The organism is Paenibacillus sp. FSL R7-0333 (genome assembly GCF_038000365.1).
In the GTDB taxonomy this organism is placed as follows: domain Bacteria; phylum Bacillota; class Bacilli; order Paenibacillales; family Paenibacillaceae; genus Paenibacillus_AQ; species Paenibacillus_AQ silagei.
In genome coordinates this window covers 5,356,494-5,379,063 of sequence record NZ_JBBOBZ010000001.1, presented here as the reverse complement: position 1 = coordinate 5,379,063, position 22,570 = coordinate 5,356,494, and the positions used below count along the sequence as shown (strand labels likewise).

General features: G+C 50.8%; 21 protein-coding genes and 1 pseudogene. 19 read left to right on the top strand and 3 right to left on the bottom strand.

All coding sequences use genetic code 11. The features are described 5' to 3' along the window. Positions 1-108: 108 nt before the first annotated feature. The 6 genes from MKY86_RS22710 to MKY86_RS22685 all read left to right on the top strand — a co-directional run bounded on the left by MKY86_RS22710 (position 109) and on the right by MKY86_RS22685 (position 5,736). A complete protein-coding gene (locus MKY86_RS22710; protein ID WP_036724307.1) occupies positions 109-768 on the top strand; it encodes a TerC family protein in 660 nt (219 codons plus the stop codon). Positions 769-930: 162 nt separating this feature from the next. Beyond that, the gene (locus MKY86_RS22705) at positions 931-1,443 is read left to right on the top strand and encodes a hypothetical protein (protein ID WP_076075875.1); all 513 of its coding nucleotides are present in this window, start codon (positions 931-933) and stop codon (positions 1,441-1,443) included. A gap of 255 nt (positions 1,444-1,698) precedes the next feature. After that, on the top strand, positions 1,699-3,543 hold the full coding sequence (gene typA / locus MKY86_RS22700) for a translational GTPase TypA (RefSeq protein ID WP_036724305.1): 1,845 nt from the start codon (positions 1,699-1,701) through the stop codon (positions 3,541-3,543). 152 nt (positions 3,544-3,695) lie between these two features. Beyond that, on the top strand, positions 3,696-3,992 hold the full coding sequence (locus MKY86_RS22695) for a YlaH-like family protein (RefSeq protein ID WP_036724304.1): 297 nt from the start codon (positions 3,696-3,698) through the stop codon (positions 3,990-3,992). An 87-nt stretch (positions 3,993-4,079) separates the two neighbouring features. Further along, positions 4,080-5,183, top strand: a complete 1,104-nt coding sequence (locus tag MKY86_RS22690) for an LCP family protein (RefSeq protein ID WP_076075877.1) — start codon at positions 4,080-4,082, stop codon at positions 5,181-5,183. A gap of 100 nt (positions 5,184-5,283) precedes the next feature. After that, entirely contained in the window at positions 5,284-5,736 is a 453-nt protein-coding gene (locus MKY86_RS22685; protein WP_036690242.1) for a pyridoxamine 5'-phosphate oxidase family protein, read from the top strand. Positions 5,737-5,770: 34 nt separating this feature from the next. Here MKY86_RS22685 and MKY86_RS22680 read toward each other — a convergent pair whose 3' ends face one another. Then, complete coding sequence (locus MKY86_RS22680) at positions 5,771-6,346, bottom strand: YhcN/YlaJ family sporulation lipoprotein (protein WP_076075880.1); 576 nt, start codon at positions 6,344-6,346, stop codon at positions 5,771-5,773. Between the two features lie 106 nt (positions 6,347-6,452). Between MKY86_RS22680 and MKY86_RS22675 the strand changes: the two genes are divergently transcribed. Continuing rightward, a complete protein-coding gene (locus MKY86_RS22675; protein ID WP_036724299.1) occupies positions 6,453-7,784 on the top strand; it encodes a PhoH family protein in 1,332 nt (443 codons plus the stop codon). Positions 7,785-8,182: 398 nt separating this feature from the next. After that, positions 8,183-9,415: an extracellular solute-binding protein gene (locus tag MKY86_RS22670; RefSeq protein ID WP_076075883.1), complete on the top strand. Its 1,233-nt coding sequence runs from the start codon at positions 8,183-8,185 to the stop codon at positions 9,413-9,415. Here the strand turns inward: MKY86_RS22670 and MKY86_RS22665 are convergent. After that, entirely contained in the window at positions 9,407-10,543 is a 1,137-nt protein-coding gene (locus MKY86_RS22665; protein ID WP_340827521.1) for a coiled-coil domain-containing protein, read from the bottom strand. The genes MKY86_RS22670 and MKY86_RS22665 overlap by 9 nt on opposite strands. Positions 10,544-10,715: 172 nt before the next feature. Then, a complete protein-coding gene (locus MKY86_RS22660; protein ID WP_036724295.1) occupies positions 10,716-10,952 on the bottom strand; it encodes a DUF2626 family protein in 237 nt (78 codons plus the stop codon). 346 nt (positions 10,953-11,298) lie between these two features. On the opposite strand from MKY86_RS22660, the gene MKY86_RS22655 reads away from it, so the two are divergent. From MKY86_RS22655 to mraZ, 11 genes and pseudogenes are all read left to right on the top strand, one after another. Continuing rightward, positions 11,299-11,946, top strand: a complete 648-nt coding sequence (locus tag MKY86_RS22655; protein ID WP_036724294.1) for an RsfA family transcriptional regulator — start codon at positions 11,299-11,301, stop codon at positions 11,944-11,946. Between the two features lie 137 nt (positions 11,947-12,083). After that, positions 12,084-13,064 (top strand): ketopantoate reductase family protein, encoded by a 981-nt coding sequence (locus MKY86_RS22650; protein ID WP_076075886.1) that lies wholly within the window; start codon positions 12,084-12,086, stop codon positions 13,062-13,064. 33 nt (positions 13,065-13,097) lie between these two features. Next, complete coding sequence (locus MKY86_RS22645; RefSeq protein WP_305954367.1) at positions 13,098-13,457, top strand: DUF3397 domain-containing protein; 360 nt, start codon at positions 13,098-13,100, stop codon at positions 13,455-13,457. A gap of 150 nt (positions 13,458-13,607) precedes the next feature. Then, positions 13,608-15,326 (top strand): peptide ABC transporter substrate-binding protein, encoded by a 1,719-nt coding sequence (locus tag MKY86_RS22640; protein ID WP_076075888.1) that lies wholly within the window; start codon positions 13,608-13,610, stop codon positions 15,324-15,326. A gap of 224 nt (positions 15,327-15,550) precedes the next feature. Further along, positions 15,551-16,483: an ABC transporter permease gene (locus MKY86_RS22635; RefSeq protein ID WP_076076346.1), complete on the top strand. Its 933-nt coding sequence runs from the start codon at positions 15,551-15,553 to the stop codon at positions 16,481-16,483. Positions 16,484-16,486: 3 nt separating this feature from the next. After that, positions 16,487-17,434, top strand: a complete 948-nt coding sequence (locus tag MKY86_RS22630) for an ABC transporter permease (protein ID WP_076075891.1) — start codon at positions 16,487-16,489, stop codon at positions 17,432-17,434. Between the two features lie 25 nt (positions 17,435-17,459). Further along, positions 17,460-17,647, top strand: a pseudogene (locus MKY86_RS22625) (peptide ABC transporter ATP-binding protein); the annotation flags it as partial. Positions 17,648-17,872: 225 nt separating this feature from the next. Further along, positions 17,873-18,793: an ABC transporter ATP-binding protein gene (locus tag MKY86_RS22620; RefSeq protein WP_036724386.1), complete on the top strand. Its 921-nt coding sequence runs from the start codon at positions 17,873-17,875 to the stop codon at positions 18,791-18,793. A 186-nt stretch (positions 18,794-18,979) separates the two neighbouring features. Beyond that, on the top strand, positions 18,980-20,611 hold the full coding sequence (gene bshC / locus MKY86_RS22615) for a bacillithiol biosynthesis cysteine-adding enzyme BshC (protein WP_076075894.1): 1,632 nt from the start codon (positions 18,980-18,982) through the stop codon (positions 20,609-20,611). Positions 20,612-20,636: 25 nt separating this feature from the next. Then, positions 20,637-21,908 (top strand): adenosylhomocysteinase, encoded by a 1,272-nt coding sequence (locus MKY86_RS22610; protein WP_076075897.1) that lies wholly within the window; start codon positions 20,637-20,639, stop codon positions 21,906-21,908. A gap of 209 nt (positions 21,909-22,117) precedes the next feature. Continuing rightward, positions 22,118-22,555, top strand: coding sequence for a division/cell wall cluster transcriptional repressor MraZ (gene mraZ / locus MKY86_RS22605; protein ID WP_036724286.1), 438 nt, complete (start codon positions 22,118-22,120; stop codon positions 22,553-22,555). Positions 22,556-22,570: the final 15 nt, after the last annotated feature.

Sequence of the window (22,570 nt, the reverse complement as noted above, 5' to 3'; positions counted from 1 at the left end):
TGCAATCCGGCCGTACATGCGCAGTTTTTAAAATAGCGGGACAAGAAGCATAGCTTGTCGCCCCCCGGCATACATGTAGATACATGGAGTTCAGGGAGGCTGAGGTGGATGGATTCATTATTGCTGCTTGGTGAAATTCTAATGATTAATCTGGTGCTCAGCGGAGACAATGCCATGGTCATTGCGATGGCCAGCAAGAATCTGCCGGAGAAGCACAGGAAGCTGGCAGTCTGGTGGGGGGCCGCTGGAGCAGTCGCGCTGCGCTGTATCCTGACCTTCGCCGCAGTGCTGCTGCTCAAGATTCCGTATATTGAAGCCGGAGGGGCCATGCTGCTGCTCTGGATTTCCTTCAAGCTGCTGCTCGAGGACGAGGAAGAGCTGAGAATTGAGGGAAGCCCCAGCGTTTGGAAGTCGGTGCGCACCATCCTGCTGGCAGACTTCATCATGAGCCTGGATAATGTACTGGCGATTGCCGGGCTTGCCAAAGGGGATCTGGCGCTGATCGTGATCGGGATTGCGATCAGCATTCCGATTGTCGTCTGGGGAAGCGGCATCATCGTGGGCTGGCTGCACCGCTTCCCGGTGCTGGTCTTCATCGGCGCCTATATTCTGGCATATACCGCCGGGAACATGCTGCTGCAGGATGCCAAATTCGGACCGGTGATTTCGTTCCTGCTGCCGACGCTTCATACCATACTGCCAATGCTGCTAGGCATTATTGTGGTTGTCACGGGCATGCTGAAGCACAGGAAAGTATCCGCAGGCTGATAACCGGCAATAATAAGGCTGTACCAAAAGCTGGAAGGCTTTGGTGCAGCCTTATTTCTTTTTTTTTCGAGAATGCCCCGCCGGGATGTGTGAAGAATGATGGTGTTTTATGCGTTTATCAGATAAAATAAAGACACGAAATTTTGAAGGGATAGGTGAAAGATGTCTTCCAAAAATGACATGAAACTGGGTGTATTCATCGCCGCCGCCGGGCTCGTGATTCTGCTGGGCAAGCTGGGGGTGTTCGGTTTTCTGGGACGGGCCTTATGGCCGCTCATCATTCTGGTTCCGGGCCTGTTCCTGCATGTGCTCTTTTTCACCCGCCGCGCTTCTGCATCTGTACTCATTCCTGCGGGTATACTATCGGTGTATGGCTTGCTCTTCGGCTTATGCAATACCTGGGGCTGGGACCTCATGAGATACTTATGGCCTGTTCTTCTGCTGGGGATCGCAGTGGGACTGTACGAATATTCGCTGTATGCTTCAGGCAGAACCGGAGGGTTAACTACAGCCGCTGTGATCCTTGGATTGCTTAGTGTAGTGCTGGTTATCTTCACCCTGCTGGGTACTGGTGCGCTCTATCTGCTCGGCGCTGTGCTGGTTGCGGCGGGACTGTGGCTGATGCTGGGAAGAGGCAGACCGGGAAGCCGCAAGAAGTGGAACGGTGGCTGGTAGAACAGATCGTCTACACACCCTGATAGGACAATTCAAGACCGCTGAGCCGGACATGAGGCAAAATTAGAAAATTTAAGCGGACTTGGCAACGTTTTTTTTCAGAAAAAGACTTGCTTTTCATAGTACTTTCACTATAAAATTAAGGAATGTTGGAGCGTCGGCTTTCTGCCTGGCGCTTCTTTTGTGAGACTGCCGTGACATGCTAAGAATTTAAACAGTTTTAATTTGATAAATGAGAGGATTTGGATACAAATCATGCATTCAAGAAAAGATATCCGTAACATTGCGATCATTGCCCACGTTGACCATGGTAAAACAACACTCGTCGATCAGCTTCTCCAGCAGTCCGGGATTTTCAGCGCGCACGAGCACGTTCAGGAACGCGCCATGGACTCTAACGATATCGAACGGGAACGTGGAATTACAATCCTAGCTAAAAATACAGCAATCACTTATAAAGAGTTCCTGATTAACATCGTAGATACACCTGGACACGCTGACTTCGGCGGCGAAGTAGAACGGATCATGAAGATGGTTGACGGCGTACTGCTCGTTGTTGACGCTTATGAAGGCTGTATGCCGCAGACCAAGTTCGTACTCCGCAAGGCGCTGGAACAGCACCTGACCCCAATCGTAGTCGTGAACAAGATTGACCGTCCGGCTGCGCGTCCGAAGGAAGTTATTGATGAAGTGCTGGACTTGTTCATTGAGCTTGAAGCCAGTGACGATCAGCTTGAATTCCCTGTAGTCTATGCTTCTGCGCTTAACGGCACATCGAGCATGAATGCTGAGAAGCAGGATGAGACCATGCTATCCCTTTATGAAACCATCGTTGAGCATATCCCGGCTCCAACCGAGAAGGTTGAAGAGCCGCTGCAGTTCCTGGTAACTCTGATGGACTACAACGAATACCTGGGCCGTATCGCCATTGGCCGCGTGAACCGCGGTGTAATCAAGCAAGGCCAGTCCGTTACAGTCATTATGCGTGACGGCAAGAGCAAAACTGCCCGTATCGAGAAGCTGTTCGGCTTCCAGGGTCTGAAGCGTGTGGAGACAGAAGAAGCCGGCGCAGGCGACATCGTGGCTATTGCCGGTATCAAGGACATCAACATCGGTGAGACGATTGCTGATCCGCAGCACCCTGAAGCATTGCCTGTTCTTAAGATTGACGAGCCAACGATGCAAATGACTTTCCTTGTGAATAACAGTCCTTTTGCCGGTAAAGAAGGTAAATGGGTAACTTCCCGTAAGCTTCGTGAGCGTCTGTTCAAAGAACTGGAAACGGATGTGAGCTTGCGTGTGGATGAAACGGACAGTCCTGATGCGTTTATCGTTTCTGGACGCGGTGAGCTTCACCTTGGTATTCTGATCGAGAATATGCGTCGTGAAGGTTATGAGATGCAAGTGTCTAAACCGCAAGTAATCATTAAAGACATCGATGGTGTCAGATCCGAGCCACTTGAGCGCCTCATGATTGACATTCCGGAAGAAAGCATGGGCTCCGTTATGGAAAGTCTGGGCAGCCGTAAAGCCGAGATGGTCAACATGATCAACCACGGCACCGGCCAAGTCCGTCTGGAATTCCTGATTCCGGCACGCGGCCTGATCGGCTACAACACACACTTCCTGACGCTGACACGCGGCTATGGTGTAATGAACCATGCCTTTGATAGCTATGCTCCACTGGTTGGCGGCCAAGTTGGCGGACGTCATCAGGGTGTGCTTGTAGCAAGTGAAAGTGGCACAACAACCCAATACGGAATCGTGGGTGTTGAGGATCGTGGTATTCTCTTCCTGGATGCAGGTACAGAAATTTATGAAGGTATGATTGTTGGCGAACATACCCGTGATAACGATATTATCGTTAACATTTGTAAAGAAAAAGCACTTACCAACATGCGTACCTCAGGCAAAGATGATACTGTAAAAATGAAGACTCCACGTACCTTCTCTTTGGAAGGCGCGCTTGAATACTTGAATGATGATGAATATTGTGAAATCACTCCTAAATCTGTACGTCTGCGCAAAAAGATCCTGAATAAGGGCGAGCGCGAGCGTGTAGAGAAGCAGCGTAAGGCGGCGCAAGCCAGCCAAGCGTAAGCTGATAACAATGAAGCCGCCCGGATTATTCCGGCGGCTTTTCTCATTTTACAGGCGGGGATCTTTCAAATTGCAGGGATTAATAGCAGTATAAAACGGCTGCGGGTGATATAATGTAAGCGTAACTTATGATCCGGGAGGAGTGACGGGCTATGCAAAGCTGGTTCGCTGAGCATCCAGTTATCGCTTACATTGTCATTTTTATCTTACTGACTTATGTGTATAATCGAGTATTCCGCGTCAATCAGAAGCTGCCGATCGGCAAAGAGATCGTACTGTATGTGATGATGGCGGCAGGCTCAGGCATGCTTCTGATCTTCCAGCATGACAAGCTGCCGATCATTCAGTGCCTGCTGGTAGCGGTCGGGCTGATGCTGCTTGTGCGGGTCCGTTACCTGGTCGAGGCCCGGCAGAAGCGGAAGGCTGCAGCGGCTGCAAAACGGCAGTAGGCGCAACTTTTGATGACAGGGCTCGTCTAAGTTATTACGAAGTGATCTACTTCAACTCCAGTTGAATGAAAAGGAACTAAATGGATTATGAATACAAGCAAGGGCAATTTGCCACCCAGAAGGAACAGCCAGCAAGGAAGCACCACTACTAACCGGCAGCAGCCGAGGTCTGCTGCTTCAGCTACAACTGCAAAGAAAAAAGCGCGGAAACCGAAAAAGCGCGGATTCTTCGCCCGGCTGATGAGAGTGCTGCTCATCATTCTCCTGATTGCTGTTATAGCAGCATTAGGTTACGCAGGATATTTGTACTGGAAGGTGGACCACGGAGGATTCGGAGTGGACCAGCCGGTTGCGGCAGGACAATCCGCCTCGGAGAAGCCGCTGACGATGCTGCTGCTTGGAACGGACAACCGTCCGAAGCACCCGTCCAACCTGACGGATGTGATCATGGTCGCGGCCTTGAACCCGGAGACCAAATCGGCTACGGTGGTCTCATTACCCCGCGATACATATGTCGAGCTTGGCGGATACAAGAAGACGAAGATCAATGCCTTTTACTCCCGCTTCAAGAGCAAGGAGAAGACCTCCGGGACTCTGGCCGAGGATGAGATGAAGAAGATGATGGGCAAATATCTGGACATTAAGGTCGATTACGCTACCGTGCTGGATTTCCAGGGCTTCCGCGATATTGTGGATGAGTTCGGCGGCGTAGATGTTAATATCAGTGCCAATATGTGTTACACGGACAGTGTGGACGGCACCAATATTAATCTTAAAAAAGGCGAGGCCAAGCTAAACGGAGATAAAGCGCTGGATTATGTGCGTTACCGCAAGTCCAACTGCAAGCCGGCGACGAAGCCTTCGGATGATTTTGAACGCAATAAGCGCCAGAACGAGGTACTGACTTCATTGATCTCTCAGATGCAGTCGCTGGGCGGTGTTCTCAAAATCGGCCGGGTGCTGGATGCGGTGGACGATAATCTGGAGAGCGATATTGAGAATGCGCAGATTAAGAGCCTGATCGCTACGTATTGGGATATTTCCAAGGAGAATGTCGAATATGTACCGGTAACCGGAACCTGGCGCAGCCCCTATGTATATATTAACGATAAGGAGCTGGACGCAGCCAAGAAAAGCCTTCAGGACCGGATATCCGGAGTGTCCGCCGCAGTGGTCTCAGGCCAGCCTTGAGCAGCAGGCAGGGTACAATCTGTAAATTGAATGCAAGTTTCGTCCTGTGCTATAATATAATAAATTGAATGTATTCTTGCCGCATAGGGGGCCTGTAACTATGTCTGAAGCCGTTGCTCAGCTCAATGAAACTCTGCTAGCTATGCTGCAATCGGAGACGTTTGTTCTTCTTAACACTGTGGATGCAGAATCCGGCGGACCTACGTCGACTGCGATCTCCTGGATCTATGCTGTGAGCCCTTCCATTGTCCGGCTGGCTGTGGACCACCGCTCCAGACTGGTGAACAATATGAAGGTTAACCCGAGGGTAACGATTACTGTGTTTGGCGAAGGGACGGTGCATGCCATTAACGGTCATGCTGCGGTTCGGCTGGACCCGTTGCCGGATGTTCCGTTTAAGATGTGCTGTTTTGATATTGAGATTGAAGCGGTCCGCAATGCGCTGTTCTATGGTGCGCACCTGGAATCTGCTCCGAAATATGCGAAGGTATACGATGCACGTGCGGCCGAGAAGCTGGACGGACAAGTGTTTGCCGCCATGCAAAAAGCCTAGTGTGCTATCACTAGGCTTTTTTTGAAATTAGCTCCTACCGGGTATTGCCTTGCGGCTCAATATCCTCCGGCAGCTGCGGAATGATCCGGCCGATAATATCGGCCATCTCGGAGGCGAAGCCCGAGACCGGGTTGCCCTTGGAGATATGCTTGCCCATCTCGGCCAGCCTGCTGCTGAGGTCCATGTCGGCAGTCACCAGAACTCTTACGCCCCTCGGGTCCTTGCGGATCGCTTCGGCTACCGAATATTTCACGCTTCCGACCCGCGAACGGGTAAGGGCGCCGTCCACATCAATGCCGACCACGGCAAGGTTGTTCATGACGACACAGTGGACGCCTTCCACACCTGGGACTCTTCGCGCTAATTGTTCAAAATGATCCTTGAGTGCCACATCGCTGTCACGCTTGCCTTCTGAAGGTTGTCCCGAATCCGGGGTGGGCTCCTGTACGGCTGTACCATCTTCCGACAATGTCCGCACTCCGCGGTTCCCCTGGCTGTTTAAAGTGCCAGCTGATTGTTTATCCTGAGGAGAGGGTGATGTCTCTTTATTAGCGATACCGCAGCTTGTCAGCAGCAGCAGTACCAGTAACAGACACATTGATTTTCTCATATGTGCGTACTCCTTTCAGCCTGAGAATTAGTGATTTACCTTATCTTGCCCTTGCTGAAAAGAGTTATGTATGATCAATCAAACCAGGCGCTGTGGAGGGGATAACATGAAAAAGATATTCGTACTGGACACTAACGTGCTGTTGCACGACCCCAATTCGATTTTTGCTTTCAAGGCGAATGAGGTGGTCATTCCTGCTGTAGTCCTGGAAGAAATCGACTCCAAGAAGCGTAATGCCGATGAAATCGGCCGTAACGCCCGCACCGTATCGCGTCTGTTAGACGGACTCCGGGAGCTGGGCCACCTGCATAGCGGGGTGGTACTGGACCACGGAGGCACGCTGAAGGTGGAGCTTAACCACCGCAGCTTCGTCAAGGTACAGGAGATGTTCGGCGAAGTCTCCAATGACAACCGGATACTCGCTGTCGCGCTCAATTATCTTCATGAGGAGAACGAGAAGGCTGACCCGAGTCCTGTGGTGCTTGTAAGTAAAGATGTTCTTGTCCGCATCAAAGCGGATGTGCTTGGTATAACGCCGGAGGATTATTTGTCTGACCGCACCGGCGATCTGAATGAGCTCTACTCCGGCTGCCAGTCGCTGATGGCCCATCCTTCACTGATTGATGAATATTACAGTCACCGGTTCCTGCCCACGAAGCAGCTGGCGCTTTCCTATCCGCTGTATCCGCATGAATTCGTCATTCTGAAGGATGAGATCGGCAGCGGCAAATCAGCGTTGCTGAAGGTCAACAGCGATGCCTCCCGTCTGGAGCCGCTCTATCTGGGCAATGATGCGGTATGGGGCATTAGCGCCCGGAATGCGCAGCAGCGGATGGCACTTGAGCTTCTGCTGAATGATGATATTCCGCTGGTGACCATCACGGGCAAGGCGGGAACAGGCAAGACGTTGCTGGCGTTAGCCGCCGGATTGTTCAAGGTAGAGGATGAGCACAAATACAAGAAGCTGCTGATTGCCCGCCCGGTGGTTCCGATGGGTAAGGATATCGGTTATCTGCCGGGAGAAAAGGATGAGAAGCTCCGTCCATGGATGCAGCCGATTTATGATAACCTCGAATTCCTGTTCGACACCAAGAAGGCAGGGGATATCGATAAAATATTGATGGGGCTGGGAAGTATCCAGGTTGAGGCGCTGACCTATATCCGCGGCCGCTCCATCCCGTCGCAGTTCATTATCATTGATGAGGCGCAGAACCTGTCCCGCCACGAAGTGAAGACGATTGTCTCCCGGGCCGGCGAGGGCAGTAAGGTGATCCTGATGGGTGACCCCGAGCAGATTGACCACCCTTATCTGGATGCGGCGAGTAACGGACTCAGCTATATCGTTGAGAAGTTCAAGCAGCAGGGCATCAGCGGACATATCACTCTTGAGAAGGGTGAGCGTTCGCATCTGGCCCAGCTGGCAGCCGATCTGCTGTAACCTTCTGAAACCAACTACCATTAAAAGCCGGGAGCTAACCACTCCCGGCTTTTGTATGCCCTCCCCCTTACGGCGGGAAGGGAGTTTCTGTGGTTAGCTGAAGCAATAAGGCGACAGCACCGGAGGGGAATTTTGGAACTGTAGGAGCGGGAGCGTCCGCCTTTGTATAGGGATTTCAACCGCGAACAGCGGTTTGGATCAAGAAATCTGTATACAACAGCGGCCGGAAGTCCAAATAATCACCGTAGGTGCGGCTACCGCCAACTTGCTACCATGTTCCTTAGGTGCTCCCATCCCGCCGTTTCCTTCTATATAAAGAGAACGGTTTCACAACCCAAGACAAGCGCCTGCATCTCTGCTAAAATGAGGAATAAGAAACGCTGAAGGAGAGAGCGCATGTGCTGAAACGCAAAAATTACTGGCTGCTGTTTGCAGTTCTGCTGCTGGCCCTGACAAGCCTGTCACCCAGCATGGAGCTGAATACGGATCATGGAAGCTATCCGCCCAGACAGCCGCTGGACCAATCAGAGCGTCCTCCTTCAGGGGAAGCAGGAGAAATCGAGAGCCTCCAGATCCGCGTCTCACTCAGTACGGAGGAGTTCAGCGTATTGGAGCAGATTAGCAAAGAGTACGCTTTATCCAGCGGAGTCAGCGTGATCCTTAAGAATGTAGAGGCGGAAGACGGGGGAGCACAGGTGCGTGATGAACTAACCATTGGGACAAGCCCGGATATCGTGATGCTGGACGGCCACAGCATTTATGATCTGGCGACCCGGGGCTATTTGCTGCCTGTAGATATCTACCAAAGTGTTCCCGGGAGCACGCCGCTTACGATGCTGATTCCGCAGATGCAGTGGAACGGATATAACTGGGGAGTGCCGCTGGATATCGATCCCTATGTCCTTGTGTATTCGCCGGAGCGGCTCGCCGGAATGGGTTTTGCGGAGGTGCCCGCAAGCCTGGAGCAGTGGAATATGCTGCTAGGCCGGCTGAAGGAGGACCCGGAGAAGAAGCGTTATTTGCTGGCTATGGATACGCAGAATCCGTACGGATATGCGGCCGTGCTGCATAGCATGGGCAGCAGTTTGCTCTCCGCCAGCCTTGAGCAGGCTCAGTGGACAGAAGCGGCGCGCAGCTATTTGTATCTGACCAGCCGGTTCAATAAGGAGATCTGGGAACTGCTGCAGGATGGGAAGCTTGCGGTGGCAGCTGTGCCGCTCTCGGAGTGGGAGAAGCACGGGAATTCGACGCTGGCGGTGCAGATGCCGAAGAAGCAGGAGGGCATACCGAGCTACGAGGGTATTCACAGCCGCTTTTTTGCCCTTCCTGCACAATCCGGCAGTCCGGAAGCTGCGGTCAAATGGCTCGCCCACGTGACTTCAAGCACGGCCCAGCTGGAATGGCTGGAGAACACGGACCGTCTGCCGGCACTGGATGAGCTGTACCGCTCAGCTCAGCCCAAGATTGGGAAGCTGCCAATGGAAGCCGGATGGTTCCTTGCAGAGGATAACACCCCCAGTTCCGGCTCTGAGGCAGAGTGGAGCTGGAAGGCGGAGGCGGCGCTTGGTTTGTTAACAGGCAAGCTGAATGCCGCTGCTTATGAAGCGGTGGTAAAGTCTCCTTTAGAATGAGAGGGACAGCTTCACATGCAGAATGCCGTCCGAGCTTGAGACCTCGGTGGCCTGCAGGAAGGAGACAATCTTCGCCGGATAGAAGCCGAGATCGAATTCTTCCTCCAGAGCCTGGCGGGTGGTATCCGGCAGCTCCAGGCCATTGAATACCACATGATCAACATGGAACATCAAGCCGTTGACAGGCTCCTGCTGTATGGTATAGCGGCCGGTCAGCGACAGCGACAAGCCCCCGCTTTTACCCGTTGCCGAGACTGAATTGTCCTTGAACGCAAACCGGAAATCCTGGAACAGCGGGTTCTGGGTTACCAGGAACTCATTCAGATCCTTTTCGGACAGGGCCAGATTATAGGTCATCCCCTTGCGCACCAGCACGCCATCCCGGCTCTGGACGAACTCCGGCAGCTGCTTCATCGCAGAAGCCAGCGCTTTGAAATACTTCCGCACCTCATGCAGTCCGATATTCTCCCAATATTTACTGAATTCCTCCAGCAGTCGCTCCATACTCTGAGGATCTGTACTGGCCTGAATCCCGCCTGCAATCTCCTTATCTAAGGCAAGCACACGCTTCTGCTGCTCTTCGAGCGCCGTTTTGAGCTCTGCCAGCTCCTGACTGCTGCGCCGGGCGGCCGTGAGTGTGCTTTTCAAATCCTTGTACTGCGTCTCGTATTCCGTGAGCGTCTTCCGGTCTTGCCCCATAATAATCTCATAATAATCGAATAGAGCGATTAGCCTGCTGATGCTTTTGGCGGAGAGGAATGCGGTAAGAAGTCCATCCCGTTCCCCCATATAATAGGCCCGCACAACAGCACCTGCCCGTTCCTGCTGATCCGCGATATTACTCTGCTTGGCAGCAGCTTGCTCCTCCAGCTCAGCGGCTTTGTGCTCCAGCGTCTGTTGTTCTGCAGTAATCCGGGCAATCTCACGTTCAAGCTCTGCAGAGGACAGCGTCTGCTCCAGCAGCTTGCGGGTCTCTTCATCATCCGGCATAGAGGGCGGAGGAGCGCTAACTCCTGAAGTGGAGCCGGAACCGGCGGACAGATAGACCGGAGAAGCCGGCGGCATAGCGATGCAGGTGAGGATCAATATTGCTGCGAATAACCGGCGAACTGTATTACGGGATAACACTTGCACCACCACCTTGAACAGAGTTAGACAGGTATGTACTATTAATATGTTTCAGCCTGTTAAAATATCATACCCCGTTTTGCATCTCCCCGAACTACAATTTTGCAAACAAAAAGAACGGAAATGCTCCCTTAATCAAGAAGGCATATCCGTTCATTTCTATATATATGCGTTAGAGCGGCAATTCCATCTCAAATATCGTCCAATAGCTGAAGCCCGTAAACGTCAGGATCATATACCCCCAAAAGAGCAGGATGTAGGTCTTTTCCGTAAACTTCATGTACCCCAAAATCACAAAAAAAGCGGTTTGCAAAAAGAATAACAGGGCCATTTCCGTGAGATTGCCGGCAAAAGCCATAAGTCCGATGGTAAGTGTAAAAAATCCCAATACGCGAAACATGCGGTCCAAGAGAGGGTCCCCCTTCCAATATGAATCCGGCTAACAGCTGCTTTAGCTTTATTATAACGGCTCTCCAAAACACTGTAAACGAATTCATTGAAAAAAATACAAAATTTCATAAAAAATATGATTTTTATTATTGACACAAGCCTTTTGTTTCGAAAAAGAGAATTTATAGCAAAGGTAGTATGAGGTGCAGACAAATTGGCAATACAAATTAGTATCAAATAGATTCTATGAACTCTAATAGAGGCATAGAAATGGAGTAAGCAGCTTTTATCCCTATTCACTACCCGGCGGAGCTGCCGGTTCTGAAGATGGTTATTTCATGATGTTGTTAGGAGGGTTAGGCTTTATGACAGCCGTTAGACAGGATGCTTGGAGTGCAGAAGATGATCTGATATTGGCAGAAATAACGCTGCGTCATATCCGCGAGGGCAGCACACAGCTTGCTGCTTTTGAAGAGGTGGGTGAAAAAATCGGCAGAACGTCGGCTGCCTGCGGTTTCCGCTGGAACAGCTGCGTGCGCAAAAGCTACGAGGATGCCATCGGTATTGCCAAAGGCCAGCGCCAGAAACGGAGCTATCTGAAAAAACAGCCTGCTTCGCGCGGGGCGCAGGTAGCCGGACTGATTCTCGGTGACATTGAGGAAGACTACAGCCGCAGCGAAGGATTAAGCGAGAACAGCTTGTCCATCGATGCCGTCATCCGCTTTTTGCGGCAATGGAAAGGAACGTTTCAGGAGGCTGGAAGACAGCTTAAGATGCTGGAGCGCGATCTGCGGGAGAAGGAAGAAGAGCTTTCAGAGCTGAGAGTGGAGAATGAACGCTTATCCAGAGAGGTTAATCTTGCCCAGAGCGATTACCGTGTGGTCAATGATGATTACAAGGCACTGATCCAGATTATGGACCGTGCCCGCAGGCTGGCTTTTCTTAATGAAGAGGATGAAGAGAAGCCCCGCTTCAAAATGGATGCGAACGGAAACCTGGAACGGATTGAATAGAAGAATTATGCAGCGAGCCCTGCGTCCGAGTGCGTAACAGCAACGGATTAGCAGGGTTTTTTGTTTTGCTTTTGCAGAGACAAGCAGGATATAATTAGGAAAATTATTGGAGCTTGGCATGGCAGGGGGCAGGGTTAGTGAGAATAGATGTGATAGGTGCGGGGTCACTGGGGCTGCTGCTTGCAGGGCGGCTGATCGCCGGTGGGGCTGAAGTACGGATATGGTGCAGGGGGGAAGAGCAGAGCAGGGCACTATCCGAACGGGGGCTGACTGTCAGCTATGAAGATGGCAGGGAGGCAACACAGCTTCCAGGCGGGAGCTTCTCCGCTGCACCGGTAGAAGAATATACACAGTGTCAGCTCACCGAGCCCGGGGAGGTTACGCTGTTAACGGTCAAGCAGAAGGTGCTTCATGAGGCTCTGCCTGAGATTCTCCTGCCGCTCAGAGACAGGGAGCTTGTAATCATAGGCTTTCAGAACGGCTGCGGACATCTGGAATTGCTCAGGGGGCTGCTGCCGCAATCATCCATCTGGGCGGCTGTAACGACAGAGGCGGCGAAGAGGAAAACATTAACAGAGGTTATTCATGCCGGCAAAGGGGAAATATGTATAGGGAAGAGCAGCTCTCCTATAAATATTCATGAAATTGACCGGCAGGCATCTGAGCCTGCGGCGATAATTAGTTTCATAGAAGCTCTTGCCTCAGCAGGATTTCACGCTTCTCTGTCGAAAGAAGTGGATACCATCATTTACCGGAAGCTCTTGATCAATGCTGTAATTAATCCTTTAACCGCCATTTGGCGGGTTCAGAACGGCGAATTGCTGGCCTCCTCTGCACGTGTACACCTTATGAAGGAACTGTATACAGAGGCAATCGGGATATTCGAGGCCTGCGGGATTACCCTAGAGCAGGGTGCCTGGGAAGCGATTCTTGAAGTATGCCGTGCGACCTCGGGCAATACATCATCGATGCTGGCTGATGTACTTGCTGCAAGGGAGACGGAAATCCGCTGGATTAACGGAAGCATTGTGAATATGGGGCTGCGGCAGGGCGTTCAGGCTCCGCTGCACCGCTGGATCTGCGGACTGGTAGAAGGCATGACTGTGAGGGAGGGGTGAAGCTGTTTGGAATTTCTCCGGAATTCGTTCGGCGTGTTAAGCGTTATTCCGATTGTTCCTTTTTTGATTGTGTATTTCGCAGGAATCGGGCTGAGGCATGATAAGAGGAAAACGATGATGCTGGCGATGGACGTAACTACTTTATTTTTATTGCTGTCAGTTTCGGGACTCTTTAATATTATTTTTGACTCAACCTTTGGATTCTTTCTTATACTACTTATTGTATTAATATCCGCCGGACTGATTGGCGGCGCGCAAAACCGCCTCAAAGGAGGGGTGGACGGAAAACGGTTACTTCGTGCTGTGTGGCGGCTTTCTTTCTTTTTCCTGGGCGTAGGTTACGTATTATTTATGGTTGTAGGCCTCATTCAATACATATCACAAGCGATGTAACGTTCCACTGCTCCGGTGAAGCGTCAACGTCACAAAATTTTAAAGAATTAAAAAAAAGTCGTTTTCAGAAAATATTGCTCTAGATTTTTTTGACCACTGGTTGTATAATCATAAACCATATACCACATTCTATTTAGGGGGAACTGCTAGATGAAGAAGAGTAAAAGTCTATTGCTCATGATCGCAATAGTTCTGGTGATCGGCACAGTGCTTGCTGGCTGCGGCGGAAACAAGAACAATGCGAACAGCGGCACCAATGCAGCGGCGACGACTGCACCAGAGGGCGGCACGAACACAGGAACAACAGGTGACGAGAAGCTGGCTGCTGACCAGACACTTAGAGTCAACCTGACTGCAGAACCACCTACGTTTAACCCTGCACAAGCTCAGGACAGCCAAGCCAACACCGTCCTGAAGACAATGTATGAAGGCTTGACCCGCATGAATGATGAAACTGGCCAAGCTGAGCCAGGAATTGCCGAGAAGTGGGATATTTCCGCTGACGGACTGGTATATACGTTCCACCTGCGTGATGCGCAGTGGAGCAACGGTGACCCTGTAGAAGCTGCTGACTTTGTTCGCGCATGGAAAATCGTGCTCGACCCTAACACAGATCCTACTGCACCTTACGCTTATCAATTGTACTACCTGAAGAACGCTGAAGAATATTATGGAAAGAAAATTACAGATTTCAGTCAAGTGGGCGTAAAAGCTGTAGATGCGAAAACTCTTGAAGTTACGCTGAAAGCACCAACTCCTTACTTCCTTGGACTTCTGTCCTTCTATACTTATTACCCTGTACACAAATCCGTTGAGGGTAATGCTAAATGGGCTACAAGCAAAGACACTATGATCACTAATGGTGCGTTCACACTGACTGAGTGGACTACCGGCCAATCCCTGCAAGTTAGCAAGAACGATAAGTACTGGGATGCTGCCAACATCAAGCTGGCTAAAATCGACTTCTCCCTGGTTAACAGTGGAGCAACTGAACTCTTGAGCTACAAGAACGGCGAGCTTGACCGCGCTGGTGCACCTCACGGTGAAATCCCGCAAGAACAAGTGCCAATCGTACAGAAAGAGTTCCCTAAAGAATTCCAGAGAAAAGGTATCGCAAGTACCTACTACTATGAATTCAACATCACTGAAAAACCGTTTGACAATGTAAAAATCCGTAAAGCTCTTGCAATGTCTATTAACCGTCAATCGCTGATTGACAACGTAGCACAGGGCGGACAACTTCCAGCATTCGGGTATGTACCTCCAGGTATCGCGGGCGCTGACGGTGAATACCGTACTGCAGTTAAAGACGACTACTTCAAAGAAGATATTGAAGGAGCCAAAGCATTGCTGAAAGAAGGTCTGGCTGAAGAAGGTCTGACTGAGCTGCCACCAATTGAATTGTCTTACAACACAAGTGAAGGCCACAAGAAAATCGCTTTGGCTGTAGCTGATATGTGGAAACAGGCTCTGGGTATCACTGTAAACACTGTGAACCAGGAGTGGGCAGTATTCATCGACAACCGCCAGAACCTGAACTACCAGATCGCACGTGCCGGCTGGACTGCGGATTACAATGATCCAATGACCTTCCTGGATATGTGGGTAACAGGCGGCGGTAACAATGATACTGGTTACGCTAACCCTGAATATGACAAGCTGATTAACGAAGCCAAAACAAGCTCTGACCTGGCAAAACGCCAAGAATTGTTTGCACAGGCTGAGAAAATGATCATTCAGGATGACATGATCCTGATTCCGTTCTACTACTACACTAACAACTCCCTGACTAAAGAGTACCTCAAAGGTGTAACTCTTGACTTCAGCGGTGCTATTGACTTCACTCGTGCTTACCTGCTTGAGCACTAAGAAATGCAAAACCTTCAGTTTATGAACTGAATAGTGATAGTCTGAAGGGAGTTTTACACTTCGGGATATATATGTGGAATTCCATATATATCCCTTTTTTTTGCATTTCAGGCTTTTTGTTAAAGATTTCACGAACTTACAAAATAAGAAATTAGACAAATGGTCAATTTTTTCATAAAATCTAATTATGTGTCTCAAAAAAGTTAAAGGAGGTGTTGATGGGGATGGTTCGTTATATTGCCAATAAGTTTTTCTATATGGTTGTCTCGCTATTTGTGCTGATTTCAGCGACCTTTTTTCTGATGAAAGCTATTCCGGGGGACCCGTTTACTTCTGAAAAGAAGGTTCCACCAGAAATAAAAGCGCGTTTATACGAGCAATATGGATTGGACAAGCCGCTCTATCATCAGTATTTCAAGTATTTGGGTGAAATTGCCCAGGGTGATCTGGGTGTATCCATGAAGCGTCTGAATCAGGATGTAACACACTTGATCGGCCAGACATTCTCGGCGTCTCTGAAGCTGGGGCTTATCGCAATTCTTGTGTCGGTTATTGTCGGAGTCTTTCTCGGCATGATGGCGGCACTCTATCACCGCAAGTTTATTGACAGTGCAGCAATGGTGCTGGCGGTGCTGGGGATTGCGGTTCCGAGCTTTGTAGTCGCCTCGCTCCTGCAATATGTGTTTGCTTACAAGTTCCACATGTTCCCCGTTTCCGGGTTCAAAGGGCCGATGTATTATGTCTTGCCGGTAACCGCGTTATCAGCGCAGCCTATAGCCTTCATAGCGAGGCTGACGCGCTCCAGTATGCTGGAGGTCCTGCATGCGGATTACATCAAGACGGCTAAGGCCAAAGGCCTAAGCTGGGCAGCTATCTTGAGCCGTCACGTGCTGCGTAACGGAATTCTGCCGGTGGTAACCTATATGGGACCTATGACAGCTAACATCGTAACCGGTTCGGTCGTAATTGAGCAGATTTTCGGTGTCGGCGGGATCGGCAAGCAATTTGTCGAAGCGATAGGTGTCCGCGATTATACCGTTATTATGGGGATTACGATCTTCTATGGTGTACTGCTTATGGTAGCACGGTTTATCACTGACATTGCTTATGTGTTCATAGATCCGCGTATCAAACTATCTGGCGGAAAGGAGGGCTAACGAGTGGCTTTTGACAAAAACTTGGTATCGCAGGATGCGAACCTGAAACCGGAAGATTTCCGTAAGGTCGGAGTTGATGAACGGCAGGCTGAAGTCATTCAGCGTGAAAGTCTGTCCGCCTGGCGGGATTCCTGGGAGCGTCTGCGCCAGAATAAAATGGCAATGACCGCGCTGGGGGTTCTTGGACTGATCGTACTGGCTGCAATTTTTGCGCCGTTCTTCTCAAAGTTCAATTACTACTCTAACGATTTGCTCAACACGAATAAGCCCCCATCATCCGCTCACTGGTTTGGTACAGATGATCTGGGACGCGATATCTTTGTCCGTACCTGGTACGGTGCACGTATCTCGCTGATTGTCGGCCTTGCCGCTGCTGCCATTGACCTTTTCATCGGGGTTATCTACGGCGGAATCATGGGTTACTTCGGTGGCCGTGTAGACAATATTATGAATAAAATCTCTGAAATTCTGTACTCCATTCCATACCTGCTGGTAGTTATCCTGTTGCTGGTTGTACTTGAACCAAGTCTGGGTACCATTATCCTGGCGCTAACGATAACGGGCTGGATTACGATGTCCTGGATTGTGCGCGGCGAGATTATGCAGCTTAAGAACCGTGAATTCGTATTGGCTTCACGTTCGATGGGTGCAGGGTCCAAGCGGCTGTTGTTCAAGCATCTTTTGCCGAATGCTGTAGGACCGATTATTGTAACGATTACGCTGTCCGTACCGAATGCCATCTTTGCCGAAGCGTTCCTGAGCTTCCTCGGTCTTGGTGTACAGGCTCCGGTAGCTTCACTCGGATCGATGATCAATGACTCATTGACCGGTTGGATGTATTATCCTTGGCGGTTCCTGTTCCCGGCGATTCTTATCAGTTTAACGATGCTTTCCTTTAATATTTTTGGTGATGGTCTGCGTGATGCGCTTGACCCTAAGCTGAAGAAATAGAAATACACTATGGTGGAACCCATGCGGCAAAGATATTGGCATGATATTTCAAGACCCGATGACTTCTTTGAACCCAATGATCCAAGTGGGCAATCAGATAACCGAAGTTTTGATTAACATCAGAATATGCTAGCGGCCGAAGCGAATCATTAAGCTGTTGAAATGCTGAAGCTAGTAGGCATTATGAAAGCGGAGGCTCGCTTTAACCAATATCGAATTCTCCGGCGAAGTGCAGCAATTCGCTTGGGATCTCCATCATCCTGAATACACTGAACCCCGGCGTAGTTGCCGGGACAGATGAGAGGGTTATCTTAATACACCAATGGTCTTGTGCGGCACTGCAGCATAAGACCTCACAGAGTTCAGTGATACGCTTATAGCGCACTGCTGGAATCTGCATTCGATGGCCAAGGAGGTGCAGTTCGTTTGAGTAAGAATCTGAGCAAGAATCTGATTGAAGTAGAAGGTCTTAAGAAATATTTCAATGTGGGCAAAGGAAGAGTTCTTAAGGCAGTTGATAATATTAGCTTCTCGATCCGTGAAGGCGAAACCCTGGGGATGGTAGGGGAGTCCGGCTGCGGCAAGACTACTGCCGGCCGCACAGTTCTCCGCTTGTATGAACCGACTGCGGGAAGCGTGAAATACAATGGTACAGATATCTACAAGTTGTCCGGCGGCAAGATGAAGGCGATGCGCCGTGATATGCAAATGATTTTCCAGGACCCGTATGCCTCGCTTAACCCGCGGTTCACGGTGTCTGATATCATCGGTGAAGCACTGGATATTCACAATCTGGCCGGAAGCCGGCAGGAACGCAAGAAGCGGATTGAAGAGCTGCTCGATATGGTTGGACTTAACCATGACCATGCCACCCGTTATCCGCATGAATTCTCCGGCGGACAACGCCAACGTATCGGGATTGCCCGTTCGCTCGCCGTGAACCCTAAGTTCATCGTCTGTGACGAGCCGATCTCGGCACTCGACGTATCCATCCAGGCGCAGGTCGTTAACCTGCTGAAGGAGCTGCAGGATCGTCTTGGACTGACTTATCTCTTCATCGCGCATGACTTGTCCATGGTTAAGCATATCAGTGACCGTGTGGCCGTTATGTACCTGGGCAAAATGGTAGAGCTGGCGGAAAGCGAAGAGTTGTACGCTAATCCGATCCATCCGTATACCAAATCCCTGCTCTCTGCGATTCCGGTTCCGGACCCAGAGGTTGAAGCCAACAAAAAACGCATTCATCTGCATGATGAGCTGGGTAGCCCGATTTATGCGGCCGGCGAGAAAACAAATGACAGCGATTATGAGCTGGTTGAGGTGTCCAAGGGACATTTCGTAGCCAAGCAATTTGCCTAAACTTAAAATGGCAGGCGGAACGTAGGCGGGAGCATTCAGCTCTCGCCTATTCTTTCAATTTACGGATATCCTTCAAAAGGATGGCGTATATTACTTTGACGCCGCACCCAACTTTGGATACAATCATAAAGGGTTTACCGGTTTATGAATTACATATAGCAGGTTTAGAACAGGAGGCAATTGCATATGAATGTTGTACCGGAACCACTGCCGGGCGGATCTGCGCTCGCCAGTGACTATATACATCAATATGAAACAGTAGGACATTTGTATGGCGGGGACTTCCGCAGCCAGGAGAGCCGGGCTGAACGCGCAGCGTGGCTTGATCGTACAGGAAGCCTGCGGGCAGACCGCGCAGCGGTTGTCTCATACCTGCGCAGCTACAACGGGAAACACAATACCCATGAAGCCGTTCTCCGCTCGATAGAATTGCTGGAACAGCCAGAGACCCTGGTAGTGACCGGCGGTCAGCAGAGCGGCTTGTTCACAGGTCCTCTATTCGTGGTCTATAAGGCCATTACGACCATTCAGGCAGCCCGGGAGGCAGCGGCTCAGCTTGGCCGGCCGGTCGTTCCGCTGTTCTGGATTGCGGGTGAGGATCATGACTGGGATGAGGTCAATCATACCTATGTGCTGAACCGCACAGGCGAAATTACCCGCATTAAGCTGGATAAAGGCGAAGGACCCCGGTCCTCGGTCAGCGACATCCAGATAGATGCCGAGAGCTGGCTTCAGGCGGTTACGCAGCTGGACGGCTTATTGCAGGACAGTGAATTCAAACCGCAGCTGATGGAGCTGGTTACGGCTGCATCTACGGGCGCCGGGAATATGACCGAGGCATTTGCCAAGCTGATGGGATCTTTGTTCGGCAAATTCGGACTGATTCTGCTGGATTCTGCTGATCCTGCCCTGCGCAGGCTGGAAGAGCCCATGTTCGCTTCCATGATTGAGCGGAATGACGAGCTGGAGGCAGCTTATCTTGCCGCAGCTGAACGGATTACGGCCAGCGGATATGAGCTGCAGGCTGATGTGACGCCTGGCAATGCGAATCTTTTCTATATCCATGAAGGTGCACGGCTTCTGCTCCATAAGGTGGAGGGACGGTTCGCAGACCGGAAGGCTACTGTCTCGTTCTCCCGTTCTGAGCTGCTGGAGCTGCTGGAGAGCCATCCCGAACGGTTCAGCAACAATGTGCTAACCCGTCCGCTGATGCAGGACTATGTACTTCCTGTGCTCGCTACGGTGCTCGGACAAGGGGAAATGGCTTACTGGGCGATTCCGCATCAAGCCTTCAGGGTGCTGGACGGACAGATGCCGCTGATTATTCCCCGCATGTCTTTTACAGTGATTGAGGGGACGCTTCGCAAGCATATGGATAAATACGGCTTGTCCTTCACGGATGTGAAGACGGGGCTGGATGATAAACGCAAGGCTTGGCTGAGCGCTCAGGACGAATTGAAGCTTGAAGACAAGTTCGAAGAGATCAAAACAGCGTTCTTAGGGATGTATGAGCCGCTGATTGAACAGCTTGGCGGCATTCAGGCAGGACTGCTGAAGCTGGGCGGCAATAACAAGGATAAGATTATTGACCAGATCTCCTTCCTGCAGGGCAAAGCTCTGGATGCGATGGAGAAGCAGAATGAGGCTGCACTTCGCCAGTGGGAACGGATCGAGCTGTCGCTAATGCCGCTGGGCAAGCTTCAGGAGCGGGTCTATAATATGATGTATTATCTGAACCGGTATGGGCTGGAATGGCTGGAGGAATTGATGGCTGTGCCTGCTGACTACAGCGGAACACACCGTATTATTTATATGTAAGAACATTATTCTAGGGGGTCCTACCATGAGTTCATTATCCAAGCAAAACAGTATTGTTGCCGATATGTCGCTTGCACCCGAGGGGCATCTCAAAATCGACTGGGTTCGCCAGCATATGCCGGTACTGAACCGCATCCGTGAGCAGTTCGAAGCCGAGCAGCCGTTCAAGGGGCTCAAGGTATCGATCACCCTTCACCTGGAAGCCAAGACCGCATATCTGGCCAAGGTAGTGCAGGCTGGTGGCGCTGAGGTAACGATTACAGGCTCCAACCCGTTATCTACCCAGGACGATGTGTGCGCTGCGCTTGTTGAGGACGGCATTACGGTGTTCGCCAAGTACAACCCTTCCCCGGAGGAGTTCAAAGCACTGAACATCCGGGCGCTGGAGAGCAAGCCGGATCTGATTATCGACGACGGCGGTGATTTCGCCACCCTGCTGCATTCCGAACGCCCCGACCTGATGGAGAATATCCGCGGGGGTGCTGAGGAGACAACCACCGGTATCATCCGCCTTAAGGCACTGCAGAAGCAAGGAATGCTGAAGTTCCCGATGGTGGCTGTAAATGACGCCTATTGTAAATATTTGTTCGATAACCGATATGGTACAGGACAATCGGCATGGGACGGCATCGTTCGCACTACGAACCTGATTGTGGCCGGCAAGACAGTGGTTGTGGTGGGCTACGGCTGGTGCGGCAAAGGGGTAGCGATGCGGGCCAAGGGACTGGGAGCGAACGTGATCGTTACGGAAGTGGATGCGATTAAGGCGGTAGAGGCGCATATGGACGGATTCCATGTCATGCCGATGCTCGAAGCTGCGAAGCACGGTGATTTCTTCGTTACAGTCACAGGTAACCGTTATGTGATCCGTGGTGAGCATTATGATGTGATGAAGGATGGCGCGATTCTCTGCAATGCCGGACATTTCGATGTGGAAGTCAACAAGCCGGAGCTGGCCGAGCGCTCCCTGTCACAGCGGACGGTGCGTAAGAATATCGAAGAGTATCAGCTGAAGGACGGACGCAAGCTGTACCTTCTGGCCGAAGGACGTCTGGTGAACCTTGGCGCAGCCGATGGTCATCCGGCAGAGATTATGGATACCACCTTCGCACTCCAGGCATTGTCCCTTAAATATGTGAATGACAATTATAAGAGCATTGGCGTCAAAGTGGAGAATGTTCCCTATGAGCTGGATGAGCAGGTAGCGCGTTACAAGCTGGAAAGTCTGGGGATATCCATCGACAGCCTGACACAGGCACAAGTCGAGTATCTGGACAGCTGGAATCTGAACGACTAAGGATATGGATCTGCACGAGCCCGGAGCCAATCACATTGGCCCGGGCTTTTACGTGTCCGCAGGGGATGCAAGAATAGCCTCTTGACAAATAAGAAAAAATTACCTTGCTCCGGAAAAAGGTTTTTGATTTTTAATGGCGAATCTATTATGCTTAGGTGGTGAAAAGTGGGGCAAAGTGGGGAATCGGGATGTAGAGGTGGGAATAGATCATGTTTATGGGGGAATACCAGCATACCATTGACGATAAAGGACGGATCATTATCCCGGCCAAATTCCGTGACATGCTCGGAACCTCCTTCGTGGCGACCCGCGGCCTGGACTCCTGCCTGTTTGTTTATCCCATGGAAGAATGGGGAATCATGGAGCAAAAGCTTAAAAGCCTTTCACTGATGAAATCGGATGCCCGTGCCTTCAGCCGCTTTTTTTTCTCGGGAGCGACTGAGTGTGTATGGGACAAGCAAGGCAGAGTGAATCTGCCGGGAAACTTGCGGCAATATGCGAAGCTGGACAAGGACTGTGTTATTCTGGGCGTTTCGAACCGGGTGGAGATCTGGAACAAGGAGCTATGGGAGCAGTACTTCGAACAGTCAGAGGAATCGTTCAACGAAATCGCCGAGAAATTGGTGGATTTCAATTTTGATCTATAAAACATAACATTTCGA

Excerpts from the sequence above, each read along its gene's own strand:
- MKY86_RS22695 (WP_036724304.1), top strand. The coding sequence starts at position 3,696 with ATGCAAAGCTGGTTCGCTGAGCATCCAGTTATCGCTTACATTGTCATT.
- MKY86_RS22610 (WP_076075897.1), top strand. The coding sequence starts at position 20,637 with ATGAGTTCATTATCCAAGCAAAACAGTATTGTTGCCGATATGTCGCTT.
- MKY86_RS22675 (WP_036724299.1), top strand. The coding sequence starts at position 6,453 with ATGAAAAAGATATTCGTACTGGACACTAACGTGCTGTTGCACGACCCC.
- MKY86_RS22680 (WP_076075880.1), bottom strand. The coding sequence starts at position 6,346 with ATGAGAAAATCAATGTGTCTGTTACTGGTACTGCTGCTGCTGACAAGC.
- MKY86_RS22635 (WP_076076346.1), top strand. The coding sequence starts at position 15,551 with ATGGTTCGTTATATTGCCAATAAGTTTTTCTATATGGTTGTCTCGCTA.
- MKY86_RS22655 (WP_036724294.1), top strand. The coding sequence starts at position 11,299 with ATGACAGCCGTTAGACAGGATGCTTGGAGTGCAGAAGATGATCTGATA.
- bshC (WP_076075894.1), top strand. The coding sequence starts at position 18,980 with ATGAATGTTGTACCGGAACCACTGCCGGGCGGATCTGCGCTCGCCAGT.
- typA (WP_036724305.1), top strand. The coding sequence starts at position 1,699 with ATGCATTCAAGAAAAGATATCCGTAACATTGCGATCATTGCCCACGTT.
- MKY86_RS22685 (WP_036690242.1), top strand. The coding sequence starts at position 5,284 with ATGTCTGAAGCCGTTGCTCAGCTCAATGAAACTCTGCTAGCTATGCTG.
- MKY86_RS22640 (WP_076075888.1), top strand. The coding sequence starts at position 13,608 with ATGAAGAAGAGTAAAAGTCTATTGCTCATGATCGCAATAGTTCTGGTG.
- MKY86_RS22710 (WP_036724307.1), top strand. The coding sequence starts at position 109 with ATGGATTCATTATTGCTGCTTGGTGAAATTCTAATGATTAATCTGGTG.
- MKY86_RS22705 (WP_076075875.1), top strand. The coding sequence starts at position 931 with ATGTCTTCCAAAAATGACATGAAACTGGGTGTATTCATCGCCGCCGCC.
- mraZ (WP_036724286.1), top strand. The coding sequence starts at position 22,118 with ATGTTTATGGGGGAATACCAGCATACCATTGACGATAAAGGACGGATC.
- MKY86_RS22690 (WP_076075877.1), top strand. The coding sequence starts at position 4,080 with ATGAATACAAGCAAGGGCAATTTGCCACCCAGAAGGAACAGCCAGCAA.